This window comes from Youhaiella tibetensis, assembly GCF_008000755.1.
Lineage (GTDB): Bacteria > Pseudomonadota > Alphaproteobacteria > Rhizobiales > Devosiaceae > Paradevosia > Paradevosia tibetensis.
Window position 1 is genome coordinate 291,845 of record NZ_CP041690.1, and the last position, 19,405, is coordinate 311,249.

At 64.8% G+C, this 19,405-nt stretch carries 17 protein-coding genes; 10 read left to right on the forward strand and 7 right to left on the reverse strand.

Features of this window, described 5'->3' with window-relative positions; translation table 11 throughout:
• The first annotated feature begins 88 nt into the window (after positions 1-88).
• The 6 genes from FNA67_RS01540 (at position 89) to FNA67_RS01565 (ending at position 7,011) form a co-directional block, all read left to right on the forward strand.
• Positions 89-898 carry a DeoR/GlpR family DNA-binding transcription regulator gene (locus FNA67_RS01540; RefSeq protein ID WP_049707407.1) on the forward strand — a complete coding sequence of 270 codons (810 nt, stop codon included), beginning with the start codon at positions 89-91 and terminating at the stop codon, positions 896-898.
• A 43-nt stretch (positions 899-941) separates the two neighbouring features.
• On the forward strand, positions 942-1,934 hold the full coding sequence (rhaS, locus tag FNA67_RS01545; RefSeq protein ID WP_147654821.1) for a rhamnose ABC transporter substrate-binding protein: 993 nt from the start codon (positions 942-944) through the stop codon (positions 1,932-1,934).
• A 177-nt stretch (positions 1,935-2,111) separates the two neighbouring features.
• Positions 2,112-3,617 carry a sugar ABC transporter ATP-binding protein gene (locus tag FNA67_RS01550; RefSeq protein WP_147654822.1) on the forward strand — a complete coding sequence of 502 codons (1,506 nt, stop codon included), beginning with the start codon at positions 2,112-2,114 and terminating at the stop codon, positions 3,615-3,617.
• Positions 3,614-4,597, forward strand: a complete 984-nt coding sequence (locus FNA67_RS01555) for an ABC transporter permease (RefSeq protein WP_147654823.1) — start codon at positions 3,614-3,616, stop codon at positions 4,595-4,597. The genes FNA67_RS01550 and FNA67_RS01555 overlap by 4 nt, the downstream gene beginning before the upstream one ends.
• 48 nt (positions 4,598-4,645) lie before the next feature.
• Positions 4,646-5,644, forward strand: a complete 999-nt coding sequence (locus FNA67_RS01560) for an ABC transporter permease (protein ID WP_147654824.1) — start codon at positions 4,646-4,648, stop codon at positions 5,642-5,644.
• On the forward strand, positions 5,641-7,011 hold the full coding sequence (locus FNA67_RS01565; protein ID WP_147654825.1) for an FGGY-family carbohydrate kinase: 1,371 nt from the start codon (positions 5,641-5,643) through the stop codon (positions 7,009-7,011). The genes FNA67_RS01560 and FNA67_RS01565 overlap by 4 nt, the downstream gene beginning before the upstream one ends.
• Before the next feature lie 3 nt (positions 7,012-7,014).
• Here the strand turns inward: FNA67_RS01565 and FNA67_RS01570 are convergent, their stop codons facing one another.
• Positions 7,015-7,245, reverse strand: a complete 231-nt coding sequence (locus tag FNA67_RS01570) for a hypothetical protein (RefSeq protein WP_049707413.1) — start codon at positions 7,243-7,245, stop codon at positions 7,015-7,017.
• Between the two features lie 533 nt (positions 7,246-7,778).
• Between FNA67_RS01570 and FNA67_RS01575 the strand changes: the two genes are divergently transcribed.
• Positions 7,779-8,837 carry a LacI family transcriptional regulator gene (locus FNA67_RS01575; protein WP_147654826.1) on the forward strand — a complete coding sequence of 353 codons (1,059 nt, stop codon included), beginning with the start codon at positions 7,779-7,781 and terminating at the stop codon, positions 8,835-8,837.
• An 8-nt stretch (positions 8,838-8,845) separates the two neighbouring features.
• On the opposite strand, the gene FNA67_RS01580 is transcribed toward FNA67_RS01575, so the two are convergent.
• The 3 genes from FNA67_RS01580 to FNA67_RS01590 form a co-directional block, all read right to left on the reverse strand.
• Positions 8,846-9,400, reverse strand: coding sequence for a hypothetical protein (locus FNA67_RS01580; protein ID WP_147654827.1), 555 nt, complete (start codon positions 9,398-9,400; stop codon positions 8,846-8,848).
• A gap of 12 nt (positions 9,401-9,412) precedes the next feature.
• On the reverse strand, positions 9,413-12,325 hold the full coding sequence (polA, locus tag FNA67_RS01585; RefSeq protein WP_147654828.1) for a DNA polymerase I: 2,913 nt from the start codon (positions 12,323-12,325) through the stop codon (positions 9,413-9,415).
• A 184-nt stretch (positions 12,326-12,509) separates the two neighbouring features.
• Positions 12,510-13,286 (reverse strand): tetratricopeptide repeat protein, encoded by a 777-nt coding sequence (locus tag FNA67_RS01590; RefSeq protein ID WP_147654829.1) that lies wholly within the window; start codon positions 13,284-13,286, stop codon positions 12,510-12,512.
• Positions 13,287-13,428: 142 nt separating this feature from the next.
• On the opposite strand from FNA67_RS01590, the gene FNA67_RS01595 reads away from it, so the two are divergent.
• The gene (locus FNA67_RS01595; protein WP_147654830.1) at positions 13,429-14,775 is read left to right on the forward strand and encodes a leucyl aminopeptidase family protein; all 1,347 of its coding nucleotides are present in this window, start codon (positions 13,429-13,431) and stop codon (positions 14,773-14,775) included.
• 49 nt (positions 14,776-14,824) lie between these two features.
• Entirely contained in the window at positions 14,825-15,754 is a 930-nt protein-coding gene (locus FNA67_RS01600; RefSeq protein ID WP_244616434.1) for a bifunctional helix-turn-helix transcriptional regulator/GNAT family N-acetyltransferase, read from the forward strand.
• On the opposite strand, the gene FNA67_RS01605 is transcribed toward FNA67_RS01600, so the two are convergent.
• Positions 15,751-16,689: a 2-hydroxyacid dehydrogenase gene (locus FNA67_RS01605; protein ID WP_147654832.1), complete on the reverse strand. Its 939-nt coding sequence runs from the start codon at positions 16,687-16,689 to the stop codon at positions 15,751-15,753. The two genes, FNA67_RS01600 and FNA67_RS01605, sit on opposite strands and share 4 nt — an antisense overlap.
• A 79-nt stretch (positions 16,690-16,768) precedes the next feature.
• On the reverse strand, positions 16,769-17,578 hold the full coding sequence (locus FNA67_RS01610) for a c-type cytochrome (protein WP_147654833.1): 810 nt from the start codon (positions 17,576-17,578) through the stop codon (positions 16,769-16,771).
• 217 nt (positions 17,579-17,795) lie between these two features.
• Between FNA67_RS01610 and FNA67_RS01615 the strand changes: the two genes are divergently transcribed.
• Entirely contained in the window at positions 17,796-18,629 is an 834-nt protein-coding gene (locus FNA67_RS01615) for a prephenate dehydratase (RefSeq protein WP_049707421.1), read from the forward strand.
• On the opposite strand, the gene FNA67_RS01620 is transcribed toward FNA67_RS01615, so the two are convergent.
• Entirely contained in the window at positions 18,626-19,336 is a 711-nt protein-coding gene (locus FNA67_RS01620; RefSeq protein WP_147654834.1) for a type 1 glutamine amidotransferase, read from the reverse strand. The genes FNA67_RS01615 and FNA67_RS01620 overlap by 4 nt on opposite strands.
• Positions 19,337-19,405: the final 69 nt, after the last annotated feature.

Consider the following 19,405-nt stretch of genomic DNA (forward strand, 5'->3'; position numbering starts at 1 on the left):
GCACCGCTGACACATGATCGAAACTGAGCTTTTGTTGATTGACAATGATCGAAATTGGTGTGACCAAATCAAGCCAGGGAGAAGAAACTTGCACGAAAGCGAACGCCACAGGGTGATCCTGGCCGCGGTGCAGACGCGGTCCGTCGCAACGGTGAGCGATCTCGTCGAGATGACGGGAACCTCCGAGGCGACGATCCGGCGCGACATCGCGGCGCTGCACGTGCAGGGCAAGCTTCGGCGCGTGCGCGGCGGCGCAGAAGCGGTCAATCCGCCTCGCCAGGGCGGGCTCATGGGCCGGCCGTTCTCGGTCAACGAGGGCATCAATCTCGGCCTCAAGCGCGCCATCGCCAAGGCGGCGGTGGACCTGTGCAAGGATGGCGAGCCCATCATCATCAATGGCGGCACCACGACCTTCCAGATGGTGCACTACCTGGTGAACCGGCGCATGCAGGTCTTCACCAATTCCTTCCCCATTGCCGAGCACCTGCTCCATCACTCCAAGAACTCGGTGATGGTGCAGGGGGGCACCATCTATCGCGAGCAGAACATCATTCTCTCGCCCTTCGACAATGATGTGTCGCGCCACTTCTATGCGCGAAAAATGTTCATGGGCTGCCAGGGCCTGGGAGCGCATGGGCTGATGGAAGCCGATCCGCTGCTCGTTCAGGCCGAACTCAAGCTCATCAGCCAGGCCGATGAACTCATCATCCTGGCAGACTCTTCGAAATTTTCCGGCAAATCGAGCCTCATCCTGTGTGGGCTCGACCGGATTACCACGGTCGTCACCGATCGTGGCATCCGCGACGAAGACCGGCAGATGCTGGAAACGGCGGGCGTCGGCCTCATCGTGGCTGAGACTGGTAGTCAGACTATCGAGGAGGCGTCACCGGCCGCCTAACGGCGGGTCGCCTCGTAACGCCAAGGCTCAATGGGAGGAATCAATGAGCTTTCTGAAGAAACTGGGCATCACCACGGCCCTGGCAGCGATCCTGCTGGCCTCGCCCGCAATGGCGCAGACCAAGATCGCCCTCGTGGTCAAGTCGCTCGGCAACGGCTTCTTCGATGCCGCCAACAAGGGCGCCGAAGAGGCGGCCAAGGAACTCGGTGACGTCGAAGTCATCTATACCGGCCCGACCAAGGCCACGGCCGAAGCCCAGATCGAAGTCATCAATTCGCTGATCGCCCAGCAGGTCAACGCCATCGCCATCTCGGCCAACGATCCGGACGCGCTGGTGCCCGTGCTCAAGAAGGCCATGGATCGCGGGATCACCGTGATCTCGTTCGACTCGGGTGTGGCTCCGGAAGGCCGCCAGCTCCACCTCAACCCGTCCGACACCAACCTCATCGGCGAAACCATCATCAAGCTGGCCGCCGACTACCTGCCCGATGGCGGCGACGTCGCCATTCTCTCGGCTTCCTCGACGGCGACCAACCAGAATGCCTGGATCGAAGCGGCCAAGAAGGTGCTGCCGGAGAAGTTCCCCAAGATCAACCTCGTCGCCACCGTCTATGGCGATGACGACTCGGCCAAGTCCACCGACGAAGCCAAGGGCCTGATCGCGAGCTACCCGAACCTCAAGGCCATCATCGCCCCGACCACGGTCGGCGTCGTGGCAGCCGCCCAGGTGGTGACCGACCAGAACCTGATCGGCAAGATCAACGTCACGGGCCTGGCCCTGCCGTCCGAGTTCAAGAAGTTCATCGACAACGGCGCTTCGCAGGCCGTGGCGCTCTGGAACCCGATCGACCTGGGCTACTCGGCCATCTACCTGGCCCACGACCTCGCCGTTAAGGGCGACAAGGCCGAGCCCGGCGCCAAGCTCTCGATCGGCCGCATGGGCGAGATCACGCTCGATGACACGAACTCGGCCGCCATGGCGCCTCCGTTCACGTTCGACAAGAGCAACATCGACGAATTCGCCAAGATCTACTGATCCCTTGTGACCCCGGGCCGGCGGGAGGACACTCCCGCCGGTGCCTTTGGCCGACCCCCACCTTTCGCTCGCTCCAGCGTGGACGCTAGTCAGGTGGCACGATCTCTCGATGCTCCCTCCCCTTGTGGGGAGGGCAGGGGGTGGGGGTGAGCCAAGAGCACCAGGCCAACCAGACGCATGACCAATCCCGCCCTGACCTTGACCGGCATCTCCAAAAGCTTCCCCGGCGTGCGCGCGCTCAACGGGGTCTCGCTCGAACTCGTCCCCGGCCAGGTCACCGCCCTGATCGGGGAGAACGGCGCCGGCAAATCCACGCTGGTCAAGATCCTCACCGGCATCTACCAGCCCGATGACGGCGAGATCGCCATCGGCGGCAAGCCGGTCACGCTCCCCACCGCCCATGCCGCCTTCGAGCACGGCATCACCGCCATCCATCAGGAGACCGTGCTCTTCGAGGAAATGAGCGTTGCCGAGAACATCTTCCTTGGCCACGTGCCGCGCACCCGCCTGGGCCTTATCGACTGGGGCAGGATGCGCCGGGAGGCGCGGGCAATCCTGGACGACATGGGCGCCGGCCATATCGACGAATACGCCCCCTTGAAGGATCTCGGCATCGCCAACCGCCATCTGGTGGGCGTCGCACGCGCCATGTCCATCGACGCCCGCATCGTCATCATGGACGAGCCGACCGCCGCCTTGAGCCAGAAGGAAATCGAGGACCTCTTCGTCCTCATCGATCTCCTGCGCGAGGACGGCAAGGCCGTGCTCTTCATCTCGCACAAGTTCGACGAGATCTACCGCATCGCCGATCGCTATACCGTCTTCCGTGACGGCGAGATGGTGGGCAAGGGTCTCATCCGCGAGACCAGCCAGGGCGAGATCGTCAGGCTCATGGTCGGCCGCTCCGTCGACCAGATCTTCCCTGAAAGGACCGTATCGATCGGCGAGCCTGTGCTCACGGTTTCAGATCTCTCGCACCCGACCGAATTCGACGCCATCTCGTTCGAGTTGCGAAAGGGCGAAATCCTCGGTTTCTACGGCCTCGTCGGCGCCGGCCGCAGCGAGGTCATGCAGGCGCTCTTCGGCATCACCCGGCCCTCGCGCGGTACCATCGCGCTCAACGGCAAGCCGGTCTCGCCGCGCTCCCCCGCCGAGGCGGTGGACGAGGGCATAGTCTACGTGCCCGAAGAACGCGGCAAGCAGGGCGTCGTCATCGGCATGCCGATCTTCGAGAACGTCTCGCTGCCATCCCTCGGGCGCACCTCGAGGAACGGCGTCCTGCGGCTCGCCGAGGAATTCAAGCTGGCGCGCACCTATACCGAACGGCTCGACCTGCGCGCCTCTTCGCTCAGCCAGGATGTCGGCACGCTCTCGGGCGGCAACCAGCAGAAGGTGGTCATCGCCAAGTGGCTGGCCACCAGCCCCGAGGTCATCATTCTCGATGAGCCGACCAAGGGCATCGATATCGGCTCGAAAGCGGCCGTGCACGAATTCATGGGGGAACTGGTGGCCCAGGGGCTCGCGGTAATCATGGTCTCGTCCGAACTTCCCGAAATTCTGGGCATGTCCGACCGTGTCGTCGTCATGCGCGAGGGGCGAATGGTGGCCGAGTTCGACAATACCGGCCTTTCGGCCGAAACGCTGGTGCGCGCTGCCGCCGGCATAGCGGAGCAGGCGGCATGAAATCGCTCCTGCGCTATCGCGAAATCTGGCTGCTGGCCGCCATCGTCGCCCTCATCGTCGCTGTCGCCTTCCGACGTCCGTCCTATGCCAGCTTCGGCAACCTGCTCGACGTCTTCAACAACACCTCGCTCCTGCTGATCCTCGCCATGGGGCAGATGGTGGTAATCCTGACGCGCTCGATCGATCTCTCGATGGCCGCCAACCTGGCGCTCACCGGCATGATCGTCGCCATGATCAACGCCGCCTTCCCGGCCTTCCCGGTGCCATTGCTGATGATCCTCGCGGCCCTCATCGGGCTTGGTCTGGGTGCCTTCAACGGGCTGCTCGTCTGGAAGCTCAATATCCCGGCGATCGTCGTGACCCTGGGCACGCTCACCATCTATCGCGGCACGACCTTCCTGGTTTCGGGCGGCAAGTGGGTCAACGCCGATCAGATGAGCCCCGATTTCATCGGGCTGACGCGTTATCTCATCATCGGCCAACCGCTGCTCTCCTGGCTCGCCCTCGTCATCATCGTCGTCTTTGTGGTGCTCATGACCCGCACCAATATCGGCCGGGCCTTCTACGCCATCGGCATCAATCCCACCGCCGCCGTCTATGCCGGGATCGATGTGGGCCGCACCAAGTTCATCGCCTTCGCCATTTCGGGCGCCATCGCCGGGCTCTGCGGGTACCTCTGGGTCTCCCGCTACGTCATCGCCTCTGTCGAGATCGCCAACGGCTACGAACTCAACATCATCGCCGCCTGTGTCATCGGCGGAGTCTCGATCGCCGGCGGCATCGGCACCGTGGCGGGCGCCGCCCTGGGCGCCCTGTTCCTGGGCGTTATCAACTCGGCCCTGCCGGTCATCAACATCTCGCCCTTCTGGCAGATGGCCATCTCTGGCGCCGCCATCATCCTGGCGGTGATCTTCAATGCCCGCAGCGAGAGAAAGCACGGGCGGATCATCCTGAAGAGCCAGGAGGTGGGACATGGTTGAGTTTGCAAAGGCCGCATCCCCCGCCGGCACCATCGGAGGCGTTGCCCAATGAACGAAGTCCGCAACGTCCGCCACATCCCCGATCGCCTCGATAATCCCCTGCGCTCGGCCATCTTCTCCTGGGAAGCGCTGCTGATTGTTGTGGCGGTGGCGATCTTCCTCGCCAACAGCTTCGCCTCGCCCTATTTCCTAAACGCCTGGAGCCTTTCGGACCTCACCTTCAACTTCACCGAGAAGGCGCTGATCGCCCTGGCCATGGCGCTCCTCATCATCTCGGGCGAGATCGATCTTTCGGTCGCCGCCATCATCGCGCTGGCTTCCACCACCATGGGGCTGGCCCTTCAGGCCGGGGTCGATACTCCGGGGCTCGTTGCCATCGGCATCCTCACCGGCCTCGTTTGCGGGGCTTTCAACGGCTTTCTCGTCACCGCCCTCAAGCTTCCTTCCATCGTCGTCACCATCGGCACGATGAGCCTCTTCCGCGGGATTTCCTTCATCATCCTGGGCGACCAGGCCTTCAAGGGCTACCCGGAAAGCTTTGCCTTCTTCGGGCAGGGCTATGTCTGGTGGGTGGTCTCGTTCGAGCTTGTGCTGTTCCTCGTGTGCGCGGTGATCTACTATTTCCTCCTGCACCGGACCAATTTCGGTCGGCGAGTCTTCGCCATCGGGAACAATCCGGTAGCGGCGCAGTTTTCGGGCGTGAGGGTGGCACGGATCAAGTTCGTGCTATTCTGCCTGACGGGCCTGATGAGCGGCATCGCTTCGGTGCTGCTGACCAGCCGTCTCGGCTCCACGCGCCCCTCGATTGCGCAGGGTTGGGAACTTGAGGTGATTACGATGGTCGTGCTTGGCGGCGTCAACATATTGGGGGGATCGGGCTCGATCCTGGGCGTGGTTATCGCCGCCTTCATCATGGGCTTGGTGACGTTCGGGCTGGGCCTGCTCAACGTGCCGGGCATCGTCATGTCCATCTTCATCGGCGCGCTGCTGATCCTCGTGATCGCGCTGCCGATCGTCTATGGCATGCTCAGGCGGAGCCGCGCGTGAGCGGCAAGCGTTTCATCGGCGTCATCGACATCGGCAAGACCAACGCCAAATTCGCGGTGGTCGATTTCGAGACGCGCTCGGAAATCGCCGTCCGCAAGGCGCCCAACACGGTGCTAAACGACGGCCTGTATCCACATTTCGACATAGATGGCCTCTGGCGGTTCCTGTCCGCCTCGATAGCCGAGCTCAACAAGCTCCATCCGCTCGATGCGCTCAGCGTCACCACCCATGGCGCCTGCGCGGCGCTGGTCGACGAGGAGGGCAACCTGGCCCTGCCGGTGCTCGACTATGAATTCGCCGGTCCCGACGAGTTCGACGAAGACTATGCCGAGGTCCGCCCGCCCTTCTCCACCAGCTTCACCCCGCCCCTGCCGGGGGGGCTCAACCTAGGCAAGCAGCTCTTCTGGCAATCGCGCAAGTTCCCCGAGGCGTTCGCGCGCACCAAGTGGATCCTGCCCTATCCGCAATACTGGAGCTTCCGCCTCACGGGCGTAGCGGCTTCCGAGATCACCTCGCTGGGCTGCCACACCGACCTCTGGAACTTCGAAACCGACCTCTATTCGGACCTGGTCCTGCGCCAGGGCTGGCTCGACAAGATGCCCGAAGTGCTGCCCGCCTCCGACCCTCTCGGGCCGATCAACCCGGCGCTGGCCGAGGAACTGGGCCTGCGCCCGGGCATGCCGGTCTATTCGGGCATTCATGATTCGAACGCCTCGCTCCTGCCGCACCTGCTCTCGCGCACCCCGCCCTTTGCCGTGGTCTCGACCGGCACCTGGGTCATCGTGGCGGCGCCGGGCGGCGACCTCATGCATCTCGACCCACACCGCGATTGCCTGGCCAATATCGATGCCTTCGGCAAGCCGGTGCCCTCGGCCCGCTTCATGGGTGGACGCGAGTTCTCGCTCCTGACCGAAGGGCGCGAAGCCACCCCGTCCGACCTCACCATCCGCAAGGTCATCGACGGCGCCATCATGCTGCTGCCCTCGGTGGTCGAGGGCTCGGGCCCGTTCCCGCAGCGCCAGGCGAGTTGGACCCATCCGCGCGAGGGGCTGGACGATGAGACGGCCTTCACCGTCGTCTCGTTCTATCTGGCGCTGATGACGGCCGAATGCCTGGCCCTGGCGGGTGCGGAAGGGGATATCGTGGTCGAGGGGCCGTTCGCCGCCAACCACACTTATTTGCGCATGCTCGAATCGGCCGCGTGCCGGCCGGTGGTGCCGAGCCACGGCAGCGCTACGGGCACGGCCATCGGCGCCGCCATGCTGGCGCGCATGGAGGCCGGGCACGTGGCCGAGGACGGGGTTCTGGATGCAGATCCGGACATGACTCGCTACGCCTGGCGCTGGCGCCAGGCTCTCAATCAGTAAGCTTCAAAGCGAATCGTCGCCGAAATCGCCGGTCTTTCCGGCGATTTCGCTGGCCGCGATGCGGGCGGCCTCGACCGTTTCGAACGTATGCCCGTCAATGCCGAACACCGGGAACTTGACGGCGAGGAACTTAAAGCCCTCGGCTTCAGGCACGACGACGCCCAGGGGCTCCCCGGAAACTTCGATGACGATCGGCCGCTGGGCCGTGGACTTGGAAAACTTTGGCTGCTGCATAATAAACTCCACTCACGCCGCTTGAGGGACGTGGTGCCAGTATCGGATTTGGAAGACGATCTAGTGACGAGAGGTCACATTCGTTTGGATCGGCTACACCACGATACGGCGCCCGCTACCGTAATTCGGGTTCGGGCTTGGAGTTTGGCTACGCGACGAAGGCCGTGATGCTGAACTGACAACAATTTCATGTTCGCCTCCGTCCGTTGGTCGCGTTGATATCGGATGCCACTTTGGCAAGTTCAAGGCCGCAACGCAATCAGACTTTTGATGAAATCGCGCGACCTGAGGATGGCGAACATAAACGCCTTGCCCCGATAAGGCGAGCTTAATTCTACCAATTCAGTCAGGAAAAGCGGAACAACCAACTCCAGGCCCTTGCCGATCCTGCCGCCAGAACGCACCGGCTCGCGCGAGGTTCCTCATTAGACGAAAGGCGCATTCGGCCGCGCCGGACCTCGCCTTGCAATCGATTGCGGCTTCTGGTGTTGTACCCCGCTGGCGGATCGAGACCCCTTCGGGGCCGCAAGCCTATGGAGAATGTGGTGTCCGATACTGAACAGCGCGAGCCCAAGCGCGCCAGGCGTGGCGTGCCGCCCTCGGGCAAGCCGACCCTGCGCACCATCGCCGAGATGACGGGCCTGGCCATCACCACCATCTCCCGCGCCCTCAACAACGCCCCCGAACTGAGCCAGGAAACCCGCGAGCGCGTCCAGAAGATTGCCGCCGAGATCGGTTACCTGCCCGACCGCGCCGCCCTGCGCCTCAAGACCGGACGCACCCACGTCGTCTCCCTGATTCTCGATCCGCACGATGAAATCCTCGGCTTCGGCCAGTCCATGGTCAACGGCCTCACCGCCGCGCTGCGCGGCACCGCCTATCACCTGGTCATCACGCCCAATTTCATCGGCGACAGCCCGCTCGATCCGATCCGCCACATCATGCGCAACCGCATGGCCGACGGCATCATCTTCTCGCGCACCGAGCCGGAAGACGCGCGGGTAAAACTCTGCCTCGAGCAGAACTTTCCCTTCGTCTCGCACGGCCGCACCGAACTGCCCGTGGCGCACCCTTACGTCGATTACGACAACTACGCCTTCGCCTATGCGGCAGCCAGGCGCCTCGTCTCCAAGGGCCGGCGCAAGCTCACCATCATCCTGCCGCCGCCAAAGTTCACCTTCGGCAACCACCTGCGCGCCGGCTTCCTCGATGCCGTCAGGGAAGGGGGCGTCGACCACGAGATCGACGACGCCCTGACGCTGGACAACACTGCCGAAGAGATCCGCACCCGCGTCATCGCCCGCATCGACCAGCCCGGTGCCCCCGACGGCTATGTCTGCTCCGGCGACGCCGCCGCCCTCGCTGTCATGGCCGGCATCACCGACGCCGGCAAATCCATCGGCCAGGACATCGACGTCGTCGCCAAACAGACCTCCGGCATCTTCTCCCTGGTCCGCCCGAAGGTAGACGCCATCTACGAAGACACCGCCCTTGCCGGCGAACAGATGGGAAAATTGCTGCTGAGGCGGATTGCAGGCGAGCCGGTGGAAGATCTGCAATGGCTGGACAAGCCGCGGGTGGATTGGCGGTAGCCTCGCTTCTACAGCGCCATCTCTAGATTGTCGGCTGTGAGGGCAACAGGTATGGGACGCACTCGAATAAAAACGAATGCTTCGGTAGGATCATCGGAAGCCAAATAGGTGCCCGTAGACGCCGTTAAAGACAAAACAGCATTGTCGTCCTCGAGCAAGCTATACCATCGCTGCCCCGACACCTCATCACGAGTCTCATCGACGTTCGGTACCCTCAATGCATCTGTGATGCGTTTGATTCGGTTATCAATATCACCAGCAACAAGGACGGATTTCTGCGCCGGAAACCCTGTAAGCAACTGGATCTCGAGACTAACGCAGATCCCAATATGCCGTCCGTAGAACGGGATGAACGTGCATCCCGCACGGGCCCGGCGAAAATCTGGCGCCCCGGCCGCAAAATCACTGTCTTCCCAGTCCTTCAGGATAGTGAAGGGAGCCTTGCCCCACAGCTTTTCAAGCTGCCTATGAAATGCCTCTCTCATACGCCAAATCGCGTCGAGATTGCCCGACGTACGTTTTTGCCCAGGCACTCTCCCTTGATAGGTCAGGATTATCTCCATTAAGCTCTCGCCCTAATGCGCCTCATCCCAATTATGCGCCGCGTGTGCATCCACCTTCAGCGGTACCGTCAGCCTCACGGCCGGTTCCGCTGAGCTCTCCATGATCCCCGCGATCACCGGCATCGCCTTGTCCTCGGTGCCCTTGTCGACCTCGAAAATCAGTTCGTCGTGGACCTGCAGCAGCATGTCGGCTTCGATGCCGGCCTTTTTCAGCGCCGGCTCCATCTTGACCATTGCGCGGCGGATGATGTCGGCGGCCGAGCCCTGGATGGGGGCGTTGATCGAGGCGCGTTCCACGAACGCGCGTTCGGCGGGGTGCTTGGAATTGGCGTTGGGGAACTGCACCTTGCGCCCGAAAATGGTTTCCACGAACCCGTCCGCCTTAACCCGCCGGCGCATCTCGTCCATGTAGTCGCGAATGCCCGGGAAGCGCTTGAAATAGGTCTCGATATAGTCGCCCGCTTCCGCCCGCCCGATGCCGAGCTGGTTGGAAAGCCCGAAGGCCGAAATGCCGTAGATGATGCCGAAATTGATGGCCTTGGCCCGCCGCCGCACTTCGGACGGCATGCCCTCCACCGGCACCCCGAACATTTCGGAAGCCGTCATCGCGTGAATGTCGAGCCCTTCCTCGAACGCGTCCTTGAGCGCCTGGATATCGGCGATATGGGCCAGCACGCGCAGTTCGATCTGGCTGTAATCCGCCGAGATCAGGATTTTACCGGGGCTCGCCACGAACGCCGTACGGATCTTGCGGCCATCCTCAGTGCGCACCGGAATGTTCTGCAGGTTCGGATCGTTCGAGGAAAGCCGCCCCGTCAGCACCGAGGCCTGGCTGTAGCTCGTATGCACGCGCCCCGTGCGCTCGTTGATGTAGCTGGGCAGGGCATCCGTATAGGTGCCCATGAGCTTGGTGAGCTGGCGCCATTCGAGCACCGCCTTGGCCAGCGGCACCCCTTGCAGCGCCAATTCGTCCAGCACATCGGCGCCCGTCGCCCATTGCCCGGTCTTGGTCTTGGTGCCGCCGGGCAGCCCCATGACGCCGAACAGGATATCGCCGAGCTGCTTTGGCGAACCGAGATTGAACGGCTGCCCGGCCAAAGCCTGCGCCTCCGCCTCGAACGCCGCCGCGCGCTGGGCGAAATCGCCCGAAAGCCGCGAGAGGATCTGCCGATCCACCGAAATGCCGCGCCCTTCCATCCGCGCCAGCACCGGCGCCAGCGGACGCTCCAGCGTCTCGTAGACGACCGTCATGTTCTCGGCTGGCAGGCGCGGTTTGAGCAGCGTCCAGAGCCGCATGGTGAGGTCGGCATCTTCCCCGCCATAGCGGGCTGCCGCCTCGATATCGACTTCCGCAAAGGTCTTCTGCGATTTGCCGGTGCCGATCAGGTCCTTGATCGGAATGCCGCCATGCCCCAGCCAGTGCGAGGTGAGCTCGCTCATGGTGTTGAAGCGCGGGCCATCGAGCGTATAGCTGAGCAGCAGCGTGTCATCGATCGGCGCGGTGACGATGCCGTAGCGCGCCAGGATCCCCAGATCATATTTGAAATTGTGCCCGATCTTGAGGATCGAGCGATCTTCGAGCATGGGCTTGAGCAGCGCCAGCGCATCGGCCATCGGCATCTGCCCTTCGGCGCGCCCGCCGCCCAGCAGGTCGGCGCCGGTGCGATGGTCGAGCGGCAGATAGGCGCCATTGCCGGGCGCGGTCGAAAGGCACACCCCGACGAGATCGGCGGTCTGGTTGTCGAGGCCGGTCGTCTCGACGTCGATGGCGACATGCCCTACCGCATAGGCCGCCTCGATCCACTTCCGCAGATGCTCGGCATCGCGGATGATCTCGTACTTGGCATGGTCGAGCGGAATGGCCTTGACCCGCTCGTGCACATCGGCGGCATGGGCGACGAGCGACGCTTCCGCCCGGCCCGTAGCCTCGAGCCGCGCCGCGCGCGCTTCCGCTTTGGCCGCATTGTCAAAGCCCATGGCTTCCACAGGCTTGGCCGCCAGCGCCGGATCTGCCTCCCAGGCATCGGGGTCTGCTTCGAGAATGCCGGCGAGGCGCTTGGTGATGGTGTTGAATTCCATCGCCTTGAGGAACGGAAACAGCGCTCCCGGCTCGATCGGCACGCGCACCAGGGCGTCGAGGTCGAGCTCCACCGGCACTTCGCGCGACAGCGTCACCAACTGCTTGGAAATCCGCGCCAGCTCGGCATTGTCGATGAGCTTCTGCCGCCGCGCCGGCTGCTTGATCTCCTCGGCGCGCGCAAGCAGGGTTTCGAGGTCGCCATAGGTATTGATAAGTTCGGCCGCCGTCTTGACGCCGATCCCCGGCACGCCCGGCACGTTGTCGACGGCGTCGCCGCAGAGCGCCTGCACGTCGATGACCTTGTCCGGCGTCACCCCGAACTTGGTGAACACCTCGTCCACCCCGATCCAGCGCAGCGGCGGCTGGCCGGGGCGGGGGATGGTATCGAGCATGCGGATCGAGCCATTGGGCTCGACCAGCTGCATCAGATCCTTGTCCGAGGATACGATGGTCACCTTGCCGCCGGCATCGCGCGCCATGCAGGCATAGGTGGCGATGATGTCGTCGGCCTCCCAGCCTTCCATCTCGATGGAAGGAATGGAAAAGGCCCGCGTCGCCGAACGCGTCAGCGGAAACTGCGGCACCAGCTCCTCGGGCGGCGGCGGCCGGTGCGCCTTGTAATCGGCATAGATGTCATCGCGAAAAGTCTTGGCCGAATGATCGAAGATCACCGCCATATGCGTGGGCTCGTCTTCGCCCTTGAGGTCTTCCGTCAGCTTGAAGAGCATGTTGCAGAAGCCCTGGACGCACCCGACCGGCAGGTTGTCCGACTTGCGGTTGAGCGGCGGCAGCGCGTGGAAAGCGCGGAAGACATAGGACGAGCCGTCGACGAGCAGCAGGTGCATGAAGTGATTCCGATCGGATGGATTGGCCCGACCTTAAGGGAAAGGCTGCCGTAAGCGAAGGGGGCGGGGGATATCGGATGGGGAAGCCGGCGGTTGCCGGCACACATCGATCTTCCCCTTGCGAAGGCAGGGGGCCAGGGCGATGTCGCCGGCGCCGCTATAGAGGAACAGTCGCTGGCTGCGCCTAACGGCTTTCCTTGATCGCGCTCCAGCGGTTCTGCTGGGTCAGCAGCGCCCGGATATAGGCCATGTTGGCTTCCACCTGGTCAGGCGGCAGCTCGGCGCCGTAAAGCGCGCGGGCCTCGTCGAACCGGCCCTGCAGACCGACGACGAGCGCCAGGTTCTGGCGCACGCGGCTATTGGCGCCCTGCATCTGCACGGCGCGGCGCAGGCGGGTTTCGGCCGTCGCCAATTCGTTGGTCATGGCATAGGAAAGGCCCAGGTTCGCTTCGAGCGAAGCCTCCTGGGGCGCGATCATCAGCGCCTGGCTGTAAAGCCGCCGGGCTTCCTCGTTCCGCCCCATCTGGTCCAGGATCGCGCCCTTGACCGAGAGTGCGTTCCAGTCCGGCTGCTGCGGCACGATGGTGGCGTCGATGACGTTGAGCGCCTGGTCGAACCGGCCCTGCGCCGTCAGCGCCTTGGCATAGGCCACGCTGATATCGGCATCGTTCCGGTAGATGCCCATGGCGTTTTCGAGCACGGCGACCGCCTGGTCGTTCTGCCCGGCGCCGCGCAAGGCGGCCGCGTAGTAGATGATGGTGGCCTTGTCGCGCGGATTGGCCTTGTAGCGCCCGCCGAGCTGGGCCAGCGTCTGCTGGGCCTCGGCCTGGCTCATGCCCGAAAAGTCGGGCGAAGGCATCGAGCCGCGATTGACCGCACAGGCCGACAGAGCCACCGCCGCGACGGCTACCAGGAGGGCGGCGCGCAGGGGCCGCAATGAGAGCGAAAGCGGGCGGGACACGTGGGCCTACTCTATGACTAACCGAGCCTGCCCTCGTCATAAATCATTAACCCTAACGCCCGGTTAAGGCTGGAGCCCTGCAGTTGCCCGACGGCGCGGGCAGGCGTAAACCGGCTCGACCTCTTCCATTGCCAGGTGTCGTATGACCAGGACCAAGCCGCTTCCCATCACTCTCATTGCCGAAGGCGGGCTCGATGCCGCCGGCCTCCCCACCTCGCACCTCGCCTGGGCCAAGGCCAACGCCTTTGCCGCTCAGCGCGGGCGGCTGCTGGCCCTGCCGGGGGCCGAAGGGGGGCTCGACGGCTATCTTCTCGGCATCGGCCCCCAGGCCAATCGCCCCAAGCTGGTCGCGGGCCTCGCCGCCGCCGCGCTCGAGCCGGGCGAATATAGCCTTGCCGGCGATCTGGACGACCCCACCCTTGCCGCCCTCGGCTTCCGGCTCGGCGCCTATCGCTTCGATCGCTACCGCAAACGGCGCGAGCCGGTGTCGCTGGTGCTCCCGGATGGCGCCGATGCCCAGGAGGTCGAGCACCTGACCGAAGCCGCGTTCCTCGCGCGCGACCTCGTCAACACCCCCGCCAACGATCTCGGCCCCGAGGCCTTCGAGCACGAGATCCGTGCTTTCGCCACCCGCCACCGCATGAAGGTCAAAGTGTTCCTCGGCGACGAACTACTCTCCCAGGATTTTCCCATGATCCACGCGGTCGGGCGCGCCGCCTCCGAAGCGCCCCGCCTTGTCGATCTGACCTGGGGCCATGAGGGCGATCCCAGGATCACCCTCGTCGGCAAGGGCGTCACCTTCGATACCGGCGGCCTTGATATCAAGCCGGCCTCCTCGATGCTGCTGATGAAAAAGGATATGGGCGGCGCCGCCAACGTGCTGGGCCTCGCTCATGCCATCATGGCCGCCAAGCTCAAGGTGCGCCTGCGCGTCCTCATCCCCATCGTCGAGAACGCGATTTCCGGTTCGGCCTTCCGCCCCGGCGACATCCTGCCCTCGCGCTCGGGCCAGACCGTCGAGATCGGCAATACCGATGCGGAAGGCCGCCTCATCCTGGGCGATGCCCTCACCTATGGCGATGAGGAAAGCCCGCAGCTCCTCCTCGACATGGCCACGCTCACCGGCGCCGCGCGCACCGCGCTCGGGCCAGAATTGCCGCCGCTCTATTCGACCGACGACGAACTGGCGTCGGCCCTGATGGCGGCGGGCCTGGCGACGGACGATCCTCTCTGGCACATGCCGCTCTGGGCGCCCTACGAAGCCATGCTGAACTCAAAGATCGCCGATGTGAACCACGTGTCCTCGGGCGCCTTTGCCGGCTCGATCACCGCCGCGCTTTTCCTAAAGCGTTTCGTCAAGAACGCTGCCGCCTGGGTGCACCTCGACATCTACGCCTGGGCGCCTGAGCCGCGCGCCGGCCGACCGTTCGGCGGCACCGACCAGGGCATTCGTTCGGTTTATAACGTGCTTAAGCAACGATATTCTTGACTTAGTCAACAAACTAGCGACCATGGGCACATCCCCCAGGGAGGTGCCCATGGCTGCCGATACTCGAACAGATGCCCAGATCGCCGAGATGCGGGCGTTCAACCGCTTCTACACGCGCCTCGTCGGCGCGCTCGACGCGCACCTGCTGGCGTCTCCCTATTCGCTGGCCGAAGCACGCGTCATCTATGAGGTCGCGCACCGCGATGGCGTCAGCGCCGCCGACCTTGCCCGCGAGCTCTCCCTTGATCCGGGCTATCTCAGCCGCATGCTCGCCAGGCTTGTCGAGGCCGATATCCTGGCGCTCGCGCCGAATCCCTCAGATCGCCGGCAGAACCTCATCGCCCTGACCGAAGAGGGGCGGTCGGCTTTCGGCCGGCTGGAAGCGGAAGCCGTTGCCGCTGTCGGCGCGCTCCTCGCCCCGCTCCCGGAAGGCGAGCGCGCCGAGATCTGTGGCGCCATGAGTCTCATCCGCAGGCGCCTGGGGGACATGGCTGCGCCCGCGCCCGTCGTCATCCGCCCGCCGCGGCCCGGCGAGATCGGGCTCATCGTCGGGCGGCAGGCCGCCATCTACGCGCAGGAATACGGCTGGGACGCGAGCTACGAGGGCCTTGCCGCCGAAATCGCCGGCGCCTTCATCCAGCACCACGATCCGGCGCGCGAAGGGTGCCTGGTGGCCGAGCGCGCCGGCCAGGTGCTGGGTTCGGTGTTCCTGGTCGATGCCGGCGAGGGCGTGGCCCAGCTCCGCCTGCTCTATGTCGAACCCTCCGCGCGCGGGCTCGGCCTGGGCTCGACCCTGGTCGAACAATGCGTGGCGCAGGCCCGCGCGGCCGGCTACACCCGCATGAAACTCTGGACGCAATCGGTACTCGTCGCCGCCCGCAGAATCTACGCCCGGGCCGGCTTCACGCTCGTGCGGTCAGAACCCACCCATTCGTTCGGCCAGGATCTCGTCAGCGAATTCTGGGAGTGCGCGCTCTAATAGCCGCGCGCCATGTCCACCACATTGACCAGCGGCTTGCCGGCTTCGTGGTCGAGAAGGATGCGCGAGAAATAGCGCACGCCGGTCTGCTCGTTGGAGATGGCCGCGATATGAGGGGTGATGTAGCAATTGGGCGCCGTCCAGAGCGGGCTCTCGGTCGGCAGCGGCTCCACCTGGAAGACATCCAGGCTCGCCGCCCCGAGCGTGCCGTCCTCGAGGGCACGGACGATATCGTCCTCCTTCTGGTGCCCGCCGCGCGCCGCGTTGACGATGGCCGGTCCGCCGTCGAGCTTGCGCCGGAGCCTGGCGAAGGTCTCGTAGTTGAGGATGCCCTGCGTCTCGGGCGTCAACGGCAGCAGGTTGACTAGAATGTCGGTGCCCGCAAGGAACGGCCCGAAGCCCTCTTCCCCCGCAAAGCCTTCGACGCCCTCGACATCCTTGGGCGTGCGGCTCCAGCTGCGCAGCGAATAGCCGAGCGCCTTGAGCCGTTCGGCGGCATGCTGGCCGAGCACCCCCATGCCCATGATGCCCACGCTCGTTTCATGGGCCGCGGGCGGATAGAGCTGGACCCAGCGTCGCGCCTTCTGGTCGGCGGCATAGCGGCTGTGGAGGCGATGGTGCATGGCGACCTGGGCCACCACGTAGTCGGTCATCTTCTGGCTGAGGTCCTCGTCCACGAACCGCACGACCGGCACGTCGCGCGGCAGCCGGGGGTGGCGCAGCAGCGCATCCACGCCCGCGCCGAGCGAAAGCACCGCCTTGAGGTTGTCGAGCCCATCGAAGGCATCCGGCTTTGGCTTCCAGACGAAGATGTAACGCACCGCCTTTGGGTCGAAATCGTCGCCCCGGCGCACCACCGGATAGTCGCCCAGGGCCTCGCGGAACTTGCGCGCCCAGTTGGCTTCATCGACATCGGACAGGTGCAGCAGCAGCATGTTGGAAATCCCCTCGAAAACACGCGAGCCGCACCCTGGGGCGCGGCTCGGCGAAAAGACGTAACGCTGGTTCGAGACCTTAGTGCGCGGCGGGAGCCGGGGTGGTCTCGGTGGCCGGGGCGGTGGTCGCCGGAGCCTCGGTGGTGGCCGGAGCAGCGGGCGTTTCCGTGGTCGCGGGAGCAGCCGCCGGAGTCTCGGTCGTGGCCGGGGTCTCGGTGGTTGCGGGCGCCGCCGGAGTCTCGGTGGTCGCAGGAGCGGCAGCCGGGGTCTCGGTGGTTGCCGGAGCGGCGGCGTTGGCATCGGCCGGCTGGGCGGCGGGAGCTTCGGGTGCCGGGGCGGCTTCCGGGGTCGGGAACGGCACCGGGTTGGCCGAGAGCGTCTGCAGGTACGCCAGGATGTTGGCGCGATCCTTGGCTTCCTTGTCGCCCGTGTAGCTCATCTTGGTGCCCGGGGTGAAGGTCTTCGGGCTGGTCAGGAAGGCGTTCAGGTTCTCATAGGACCAGACGTCGCCCTTGGCATGGTGTTCTTCCATGCCGGCCGAGTAGCTGTAGCCCTCGTGGCTGCCGATCGGGCGGCCGACGACGCCGAACAGGTTCGGACCGGTCTTGTTCGGGCCGCCTTCCGAGAAGTCATGGCAGGACTGGCACTTCTTGACGGCTGCGGCGCCGGCGGTGGCGTCCGCGCTCGCCAGCAGCACGGCCAGCGGCACTTCCGGCGCGGCGGCGGCCGTTTCGGTGGCAGCGCCGGCTTCCGGTTCGGGCAGAGCGTAACCCGGGCCACGATCCTCGATCGGGTGATAGATCGCCTCGGCAAGGAAACCGGTGGCCATTACGAACAGCAGCGTCCCCAGGACAGCGCCGCCGATCTTGTTGAGTTGAAACGAATCCATTACGGGCTCTCTATGTTTTCCGCCGGGTATAAACGATTGGCGGAACTCCTCAAGAGCCCGTTGGATAGTAACGCGCCCCAAGCCCTGTCCCGCAGCGCGCGGAACATAGTATCATCGCTTGAGGGAAGCAACCGCCAAGCGCCGCTTTGGCGCGCAAGATTGACTTGAGGACTGCTCGGCGTAAATAGAGCGCGCAACCGAGCACAGAGTTCTCTAGATGTCCCAGAAAATCGCGTTCCAGGGCGAACCCGGCGCCTTCAGCCACGCCGCGTCCCATGCCTTGTTCCCCACTGGCGAGCCGGTTCCCTGCGTGACCTTCGAGGACACGATCAGCGCCGTGCAGAACGGCACCGCCGATTTCGGCGTGGTTCCTGTCGAGAACTCGCTCTATGGGCGCATCACCGACATCTACAACCTCCTGCCCCAGAGCGGGCTGCACATCATCGGCGAGCATTTCCTGCGCGTCGAGATGAACCTGCTCGGCGTCAAGGGCGCCAGGCTCGAGGACGTCAAGGCCGTCCAGTCCCTCGTCGTCGCGCTCGGCCAGTGCCGCACCTTCATCCGCGAGCACAAGCTGCGCACCATCAACGGCGCCGATACGGCGGGCTCGGCCCGCGAGATCGCGCAGAACGGGGACAAGAGCGTGGCCGCCATCGCCTCGCGCTATGCCGCTGAGGTCTATGGCCTGGATATCCTCGCCGAAAATATCGAGGACGCCGCGCACAATACCACGCGCTTTCTCGTGATCTCGCGCACGCCCCAGGTGCCCGCGCCCAATGGCGACAAGGTCAAGACCACCTTCGTCTTCCGCGTCCGCAACGTGCCGGCCGCGCTCTACAAGGCCATGGGCGGCTTTGCCACCAACGGCGTCAACATGATCAAGCTGGAGAGCTACATGCTCGATGGCTCGTTCACCGCCACCCAGTTCTATGCCGATATCGAAGGGCACCCGAGCGATCGCTCGGTCCAGCTCGCCTTCGAGGAATTGCGCTTCTTCACCGACGAATTCCGCGTCCTGGGCGTCTATCCCGCCGCCCGCAACGCCTCCTAGGCGGCCTTCTCGAAGAACGTCCCGATATAGCGCGCCACCGCGCCGCTGTCGGAGGGACGGCTGACCGAGGCGACCGCGGCGTCCACCACCGCGTCGGGGGCCTTGCCCCGGCGCAGTTCGGCCAGCGCCAGGGTATAGTCGTCCTCGAACTCGGGATGCGGCTGGAAGCTCAGCGCTGCCCCGTTCCGGTAGGCCAACCCGGCATTGGGCGTGAACTCGGAGGCCAGGATCACCTGCGCCTCGGCCGGCGGCACGATCACCTGGTCCTGGTGCGAGCAGGCAACGGCCAGCAGGTCGGGGGCGCCTCCCATGAAGGCGGGGCGCTCGCGCACGCCATAGACGTGCCGGCCCAATCCCCAGCCCTTTTCGGATTTGCGCACATCCCCGCCCAGCGCATCGGCCATGATCTGGTGGCCGAAGCAGATGCCCAGCATGGGCGTCGAGGCCCCGTAGGCGCCGCGGATGAAGGCGCGCAGCGGCTCGAGCCAGGCATGGTCCTCATAGACACCTGCCGCCGAGCCGGTAATGACGATCCCGTCGAGCGCCGCCGGATCGGGCAGGCCGGCCCCGGCCATCACCGGCACCGTCTCGAATACGAAATCGTGCCCCGCCTTGGCGAACATGCGCTCGAACATGGCGGGGTAGGGACCGAAATCCTGGCGCAGGGTCGGGGGAACCTCGCCGGTCTGGATGATCGTGATCTTCATGGCACTCATCGAGATGGGACGATTTCGTCCTACTGCCAAGCCCGATGCGCCGCAATCCGGTTTTGCGCC